The sequence below is a fragment of the Streptomyces sp. NPDC055078 genome (assembly GCF_053607985.1).
Genome location: NZ_JBSGUP010000439.1, coordinates 1 through 6,922, shown reverse-complemented (window position 1 = coordinate 6,922; position 6,922 = coordinate 1). Strand labels below are relative to the sequence as shown.

Below are 6,922 nucleotides of genomic sequence, written 5' to 3'. Positions count from 1 at the left end.
GAACCCGCTGGTCCGGGGCGGCGGCCCTTGGTGCGGCCCTTGGTGCGGCCCTTGGTGCGGCCCTTGGTGCGGCCCGCGCGGGCAGGCCGCGCGGTGCGGGCAGACAGTCCCGGCTATGCCGTCGGTGCGGGCAGACAGTGCCGACGTGCCTTTGGTGCCGTCGGTGCGGGCCGCGCGGCTCCCGGGCGAAGGGTCAGTCGGCGGGCGGGAGTTCGCCGGAGCCGCGCGGGATGAGACGGGTCGGCAGATCGGTGCGCTCCGGGATGAGCGGGGTGCCGTCGAGGCGGCGGAAGAGGCGTTCCGCCGCGGTGCGGCCCAGCGCGGCGGCGTCCTGGGCGATGACCGTGATACCGAGCAGATCGGCGAGTTCGATGTCGTCGAAGCCGACCAGGGCGACCGGCCGTTCCCGCTCCGCCAGCACCCGTACGGCCGTCACCATCACCCGGTTGTTCCCCGCGAAGACCGCAGTGACCGGCTCCGGCCCCGACAGGATCCCGGTGACCGCGGAGCGCACCCGCTCCGGCGCGGTGGAACCCAGCGACACCCAGGAGGCGGCCACGTCGAGTCCGGCCTCCTCCATCGCGGCGCGATAACCCCGCAGCCGTTCGACGGCCGTGTGGATACGCGGCTGGTCGCCGATGAACCCGATCCGGCGGTGGCCGTGCGCGATCAGATGGGCCACGCCCGCCCGCGCGCCGCCGAAGCTGTCGGAGAGGACCACGTCGGCGTCGATCCGCCCCGGCGGACGGTCCACGAACACGGTCGCGATGCCCGCCTTGATCTCCGGCTCCAGATAGCGGTGGTCATGGCCGGCGGGGATCACGATCAGACCGTCGACCCGGCGCGCGCACAGCGCGAGCGCCAACTCCTGCTCCCGGTCCGGGTCCTCGGCGCTCGACCCGTTGATGAGCAGTGCGCCGTGCGCCCGCGCGACCTCCTCGACCGCGCGGCTCAGCGGGCCGTAGAACGGGTCGGCGAGGTCTTCGAGCACCAGGCCGATGGACGCGGTGCGGCCCTTGCGCAGCACCCGTGCGCTGTCGTTGCGCCGGAAGCCCAGGGACGCGATCGCCTCCTGCACCCGGCGCTCGGTGTCGGTGGTGACTCCGGGCTCGCCGTTGACTACGCGGGAGACCGTCTTGAGACCAACTCCCGCACGTGCGGCGACGTCCTTCATGGTGGGCCGATTGCCGTAGCGGGTCTCGGGTCCGCGGGGGCGTCCGGGCGCATGCAGGGAACGGTCGGTTTCGGCCACAGTGCGTAATCCTGTCGTCGTACTGAGTGTGCGAATGTGTAGCGACGAGCATAGGACCTGGACAACGTTGTCAGGTGAATGGAGACTGTTCCCGAATCCGCAGGTCCGACCAGTTTCCGGGGGATCCACACCGATGCATACCGACCTCGTCGCCGCACTGGACATAGGTGGCACCAAGATCGCCGGCGCGTTGGTGGACGGTGACGGCCGCATCCGGGTGCGGACCCAGCGCGCCACGCCCGCCCTGGAGGGCGCGGAGACCGTGATGGCCGCCGTCGAAGCGGTTCTCGGGGAGCTGTCCGCCGCGCCGATGTGGGCGCGGGCGTCGGCCGTCGGCATCGGAAGCGCCGGTCCCGTGGATGCGTCCGCGGGTACCGTCAGCCCGGTCAATGTCCCGTCCTGGCGTGAGTTTCCGCTGGTCGCGAGGGTTTCCACGGTGACCGGCGGTCTGCCTGTCGAACTGGTGGGCGATGGAGTGGCCATCGCCGCTGCTGAGCACTGGCAGGGCGCCGCCCGGGGACATGACAACGCCCTGTGCATGGTCGTCTCCACCGGTGTCGGCGGCGGACTCGTCCTCGGCGGCAGGCTGCACCCGGGGCCGACCGGCAACGCCGGGCACATAGGCCATATCAGCGTCGATCTGGACGGTGACCTCTGCCCCTGCGGCGCGCGCGGCTGTGTGGAGCGGATCGCGAGCGGCCCGAACATCGCCCGCCGGGCCCTGGAGGGCGGCTGGCGCCCGGGCCCGGACGGCGACATCTCCGCCGCCGCCGTGGCCCTCGCCGCGCGGGCCGGGGACCCGGTCGCCGTCACCTCCTTCGAACGGGCGGCACAGGCGCTCGCCGCCGCGATCGCCGCCACGGCGACCCTGGTGGAGATAGAGACCGCGGTGATCGGCGGGGGCGTGGCGGGCGCGGGCGATGTCCTGTTCACACCGCTGCGGCGCTCCCTGCGGCAGTACGCCACACTCTCCTTCGTCCAGCGGCTGACCGTCGCCCCGGCGCTGACCGGCGCGGACGCCGGGCTGGTGGGCGCGGCATCGGCCGCGCTCCTGGCCGACCGGGACGAGCCGGCCCCGGCGGCGGGCTGAGCCCGGGGAGCCCGGGGAGCCCGGGGAGCCCGGGGAGCCCGGGGAGTCCGGGGCCGTACGTCGCCCGGGCCGGCCCTCAACCGCGGCCGCGTGACCGGCGGATGCCGTCCGCACCGCCGCGGCCCGGGTTCCCGCCCCGCCGCTGATCCGGATCGACGGCGGGGGCCGCGGGTCCTGCCCGGGGCGGGTCGATGGGGGTGCCCGCGAGCGGGCCGGGGCGGGCGTAGGGGCGCCCTGTGAACGGGCCGGGGCGGGCCGATGGGCCCCCTGCGAGCGGGCTGACGCGGGGTTCGCGGACCGGTTCCGTACCGGATTCGGCTGTTCGGTCATAGAGGCGAGCGCGATGCCCGGTTCCGGTGCCGATCCACCGGACTGTCAGCATCCGATCTTGAGATCGGCCCAGTCGGCATGGTCAATATCGATACCGTCCTCTTTACCGGAGACCACAAGGCATACGACACACAGCCCTTGGGTGTCTGCTGAAACCAACCGGGCGCGATCGGTGTTGGTCAGTACGCGCGTTGACGGTACCCGCGCGCCGTCCGGCCGGATCCCTGGCGGCGGGCCCCTTGCCGTGGTCCGGCCGGGACCGTACGAGGACGGCGGGCGGCCGGTGGACGTACGCGGGAATCGGGTGGTGACCGCCCGCCCGCGGCCGCAGCCCGTAATGCTGCGCGAGCATCCCGGCGATCTGCCCGGTACTCATATCCAACGCGAGCATGCCCCCGCGTGCACTCCGGATCACCTTCTGACGAACACTGCCAGACCGATGTGATTCCGTCATGTCCTATTATTCATAGGATTGTTGTTCTCTCCGGGTGGGGCGTCTGAGGTACCGGGCGGCAGCGCCCGGGATCGGAGGGAGACACCGGGGCCCGGACCACCTGCACCGGGCCTGCCGGGCCGGGCCCCGAAAGGGTCACGACGCGGTTTCCGCACGCACCAGCCACAACCCCGCCCCGTGGATGGCGAACCATTCCAGTTCCGCCCGGTACAAAGGGTCGCTTCGGCTGATGCCCGCCCGCGACACGGCGACGATCCCCCAGGCGGCGCCGGTGCGTACGGTGTGCTGGGCCCGGGCCCACCCGGGCCGCAGTGCGGGCGGGATGTCCCCGGTGGTGTCGGCGAACGACGCGACCACCGCCCAGCCGCTCGCCGCGGCCAGACCGTGTGCTTGGGCCAGGTGCCCGCCCGGATCACCCCCGGTATCGCACAGTGCGTACAGCACCACACCCGCCGGGCCCGCCTCGGCCGCTGTCCTGGAGGCGGCGGAGTCCCGGTTGATCTGCCGGCGCCGCGCCACCAGCCCGCGGGTGCCGGAAGACGTGTCCGCACGGCGGGCGAGTTCCGAAACGCGTGACGCTGCCACCGCGGACGGCATCAGCACATACGGCCTGTGCACGAAAGAATCCTTGCGTTGAGAGAAGGGGAGATGACGGGAAACACGTGGCCGACCGGCCGGCGCGGACACCCGAGCCGGAGGGCCCGGGGGCCGCACGGCATCGTCCTCGCCACGGTCGGCGGATCCTGGCACTACGGCACCGGACTCGCCAAGGTCACAGTCGCCGAGGACAGCACTGCCGAGGGCAGGCTCATCGGCCGCTCATCGTTCATGCAAGCCCGGTCCCAGGCGGAGGTGCCGATCGCCGGCGACCTGTCCGCCCGTACCGCCTACGCCGACAGCGAGCGGGAGACCCAGGTGTCCCCGCTGCTGCTGGAGGAGTGGATGCCGGCCTTCCTCGCCCAGCTCGCCGCCCCCGGAGCGCACTTCACCCGCGCCACCTCCCAGACGGGGAACCGGCTCCTGTACGTCTTCGATCCGGACCGCGAGTCGTTCGCGGCGTTCACGGAGAAAGGGGAGACCTGGACGGTCCGCCAGGGCGGCCCCCTGCGGCTGTGGGACACGATCGAACAGGCCCTCGCCGCATGGCAGGACGCCGGAAGCCCCGACATCACCGCCGTGCGGCTGCACATCACGCAGGAGACCCACACCTACTGGACCGAATGGCACCCGACGCTCCGCTGGCAGCATCACCTTCTCTGATCCAGAGCGACGCGATCACGGGACGCACTGCTCTGCTGGGGCAGGAGCCTTCGGACCACAGGGAAGCAGGATGGACGACGAGCCACTGTCGGACTGGGCGGAGCGCCACGACGCGAAGATCGGACGACTTCGAGCGGTACCGCTCGTGTCTGGCGACGGCCCCAAGCTCACACCTCAACCCGGACGCGCCCCGCGCCATCCAACGGTGGAACGGGTACGCCTGGGAACCGCACGCGTTCGCGGCCAACCTCGCCGAGGCTCAACGCATTCTGCACCCGCGGGCCGAGGAACCGCCGAACGCGACAGCGCCGGAGCCCCAACCACTCACGGATGGCCGGGGCAGGCACCGAAAGCCCCACCCTGGCGAATGAACCCCCGCTCCGGCGCGCAGCAGGGTCAACCACCCCATGTCGTTCGGTGTCAAGCGGCATGGGGGTGGACGTGGTGCGACCAGGCGGTCGTTTCGTCGTAGTGGGTGCGGGTTTTGAGGCAGCCGTGGAGGATGCCGACGAGGCGGTTGCCGAGCTGGCAGAGGGCGAGGAGGCGACCGCGGCCTCAGGCACGACGAACACCCGGGCCAGCCCCCCGGGCCCACCGCCGAACCGGGAAGCCCGTCGTCGAGCTGGATGAGCGACCACAGGACGCCGTGGGTGAGATCGTCGAGCACATGCGCGCGGCACCGACAGGGCTCCCGCCCGCTCGCGCCGTGCAGGGCCCGGCGGGCGGTCGAGGAGTCCACGGCGTAGAGGCAAAGGCTGTCATCCCCGCGGTCCACCCCCACCAGCAGACCGCGGCGAGCCGGGCGCACGAAGTCCCTGACCGTGTCCCGGTCGTGGGCGAGGAGACTGACGCGGTCATCGCAGCCGGCGGGTGTCGGTGGCCAGTTAGATGAGCCCCTCATCACGGAAGGGCCCCCGACGCCCACGGTTCGTGTGGTGGCGCCGCCGGCCCAGGGGCCGACTTGGGTTTGGGTGTTCTGCCATCCTGGCGGACGGTCGCCCGGACGTTCTTCAGCCGCCGTCGCACGGGTCGTTGTCCACAGGCATCGGCTTGGTGTCGGCCGCCAGACAGGAGGAGTACACCCGCGGCGGCGTGGGCTGCGACTCCGGTTTCGACGTGGCGTGCACGGTAATGATCGCCGCGGCACCGACGAGGGTCAGCCCTGCCATCGCGGCGAGCCAGGTACTGCGGCTCACCGATCGCCACGGAAGTGGGTGCGGAGCTCGTCGGCGCAGTCGTCCTCGGCGCCGACCCGCACTCGCGAGAAGGCCACCACTCCGTCTCCCCTGCCTTCCTGCCTGGCCTTGGCCAACTGCATCTCGATGTCCGCGATGTACTCGCCGCACTCGGCGCTGACAGGCTTCTCGGGCTGCGGGTCCGGTGCCGAGGAGCCCTTCAGCCCGGCAGTGGCGGCGAGGCCGGCCGCGCACAGCATCGCCCACGCGGCAACCCACGTGCGGCGGCTCATCCGTATCGGCTTGGGCACCCACGCATCCTACGAGCGCCGCGGCGGAGCTGCCGCCGAATCGAGGCTTCCTCATCGACGGGTGCAACGACGGAGCCGGCCGGCATCGCCGACAAGGGGCGACGGTTCCGGCCGATCGCGCGTCAGCTTCGACCGGCGTTCGCGGCGGCTTCGGCCTCGGCGCCGATGTCTCCGTAGCGGGCTTCGCGGTCCTACCGGAATGTCGGCGAGCAGGCGGTACAGGTCGCCGGAGGCCGTCGGGGACCGGGCGTTGGTCCGCACGGAGTTGGGCACGGGCCGACCTCGATCGGACGAGCCCGGCGTTTCAGCACCCCTGCTCACGCAGGCGCGCCACCTCGTGCCGCCAGAACGTCGCGACATTGAACGCCCCGCCCAGGTCGGGCAGTTCCGCGAGATCGTCGTCGGACACGTCCACGAGGGTTCCGCCCGCGGCCTTCACCTGCATCGAGAACCGGCTGAGGGTGTCAATGCTGAGCGCTTGGAGGACGGCCCGTTCGACGCAGTCGGCGGCGCTGGTGAGTCCGTGGCCGCGCAGGATGACGACCGGGCGGCCGTCCATGGCCCGCAGCATCTCCTGGGCGAGTGCCCTGCTGCGCACGAGTACCGACCGTGGGTAGACGGGAACCCCCCCGGCGGCGAGGTGGGCGCCGGGAATGTCATAGGCACCCAGGATGGGGCGGATGCCCAGTCCCGCGAGGTCGGCGGCCACAATGGCCGGGGGGTGGGCGTGCACGACCGCCGAGACGTCGGGTCGTTCACGGAGCAGTTCGGTGTGCAGCGGCAGTTCGTTCGGAACGGTGTACCCGCCGGTGAGCTCAGCGGCGCCGGCCGGGTTTCCGCGGAGATCGACCCAGTGGATGTCCTGGGCATCGGTGTGGGCGAGGCCGCGTTCGCGTGGGCCGCGGCAGCGTACGAGCAGGGTGGTGTCGTCGATCCGCAGGCTGATGTGGCCGAGGACCCCGTCGGCGAGCCCGCGGGCCGCGAGTACCCGGCAGGCACGCGCGACGAGGTCACGCTGGGCGGGCGTCGGCGGCTTCGGCGTCATACGGC

The 6,922-nt window shown here is 72.1% G+C and carries 9 protein-coding genes and 1 pseudogene; 4 read left to right on the top strand and 6 right to left on the bottom strand.

Annotated elements, in window-relative coordinates:
- Positions 1-193 precede the first annotated feature (193 nt).
- Positions 194-1,174 carry a LacI family DNA-binding transcriptional regulator gene (locus ACWF94_RS28665; protein WP_453494639.1) on the bottom strand — a complete coding sequence of 327 codons (981 nt, stop codon included), beginning with the start codon at positions 1,172-1,174 and terminating at the stop codon, positions 194-196.
- A gap of 211 nt (positions 1,175-1,385) precedes the next feature.
- On the opposite strand from ACWF94_RS28665, the gene ACWF94_RS28660 reads away from it, so the two are divergent.
- Entirely contained in the window at positions 1,386-2,342 is a 957-nt protein-coding gene (locus ACWF94_RS28660; RefSeq protein WP_453494630.1) for an ROK family protein, read from the top strand.
- A 375-nt stretch (positions 2,343-2,717) separates the two neighbouring features.
- On the opposite strand, the gene ACWF94_RS28655 is transcribed toward ACWF94_RS28660, so the two are convergent.
- Positions 2,718-2,894, bottom strand: coding sequence for an NPCBM/NEW2 domain-containing protein (locus tag ACWF94_RS28655; protein ID WP_453494636.1), 177 nt, complete (start codon positions 2,892-2,894; stop codon positions 2,718-2,720).
- Positions 2,895-3,261: 367 nt separating this feature from the next.
- Positions 3,262-3,744 (bottom strand): hypothetical protein, encoded by a 483-nt coding sequence (locus ACWF94_RS28650; protein ID WP_453494627.1) that lies wholly within the window; start codon positions 3,742-3,744, stop codon positions 3,262-3,264.
- Positions 3,745-3,774: 30 nt separating this feature from the next.
- Between ACWF94_RS28650 and ACWF94_RS28645 the strand changes: the two genes are divergently transcribed.
- The 3 genes and pseudogenes from ACWF94_RS28645 (at position 3,775) to ACWF94_RS28635 (ending at position 4,757) form a co-directional block, all read left to right on the top strand.
- On the top strand, positions 3,775-4,386 hold the full coding sequence (locus tag ACWF94_RS28645) for a hypothetical protein (RefSeq protein ID WP_453494624.1): 612 nt from the start codon (positions 3,775-3,777) through the stop codon (positions 4,384-4,386).
- 70 nt (positions 4,387-4,456) lie between these two features.
- A pseudogene (locus ACWF94_RS28640) lies at positions 4,457-4,513 on the top strand (DUF6087 family protein); the annotation flags it as partial.
- Positions 4,514-4,535: 22 nt separating this feature from the next.
- Positions 4,536-4,757, top strand: a complete 222-nt coding sequence (locus tag ACWF94_RS28635; protein WP_453494633.1) for a DUF6087 family protein — start codon at positions 4,536-4,538, stop codon at positions 4,755-4,757.
- A gap of 639 nt (positions 4,758-5,396) precedes the next feature.
- Here ACWF94_RS28635 and ACWF94_RS28630 read toward each other — a convergent pair.
- From ACWF94_RS28630 to ACWF94_RS28620, 3 genes are all read right to left on the bottom strand, one after another.
- Positions 5,397-5,582 (bottom strand): hypothetical protein, encoded by a 186-nt coding sequence (locus tag ACWF94_RS28630; protein WP_453494621.1) that lies wholly within the window; start codon positions 5,580-5,582, stop codon positions 5,397-5,399.
- Entirely contained in the window at positions 5,579-5,872 is a 294-nt protein-coding gene (locus tag ACWF94_RS28625; RefSeq protein ID WP_453494618.1) for a hypothetical protein, read from the bottom strand. Before ACWF94_RS28625 ends, ACWF94_RS28630 begins: the two co-directional genes overlap by 4 nt.
- Positions 5,873-6,176: 304 nt before the next feature.
- Positions 6,177-6,922, bottom strand: a 746-nt coding sequence (locus tag ACWF94_RS28620; RefSeq protein WP_453494615.1) for a class II aldolase/adducin family protein, incomplete at its 5' end; no start/stop codon positions are given.

What these genes read in the sequence shown, in the direction of transcription:
- ACWF94_RS28665 (WP_453494639.1), bottom strand. Translation starts at nt 1,174, where the DNA reads ATGAAGGACGTCGCCGCACGTGCGGGAGTTGGTCTCAAGACGGTCTCC.
- ACWF94_RS28660 (WP_453494630.1), top strand. Translation starts at nt 1,386, where the DNA reads ATGCATACCGACCTCGTCGCCGCACTGGACATAGGTGGCACCAAGATC.
- ACWF94_RS28645 (WP_453494624.1), top strand. Translation starts at nt 3,775, where the DNA reads ATGACGGGAAACACGTGGCCGACCGGCCGGCGCGGACACCCGAGCCGG.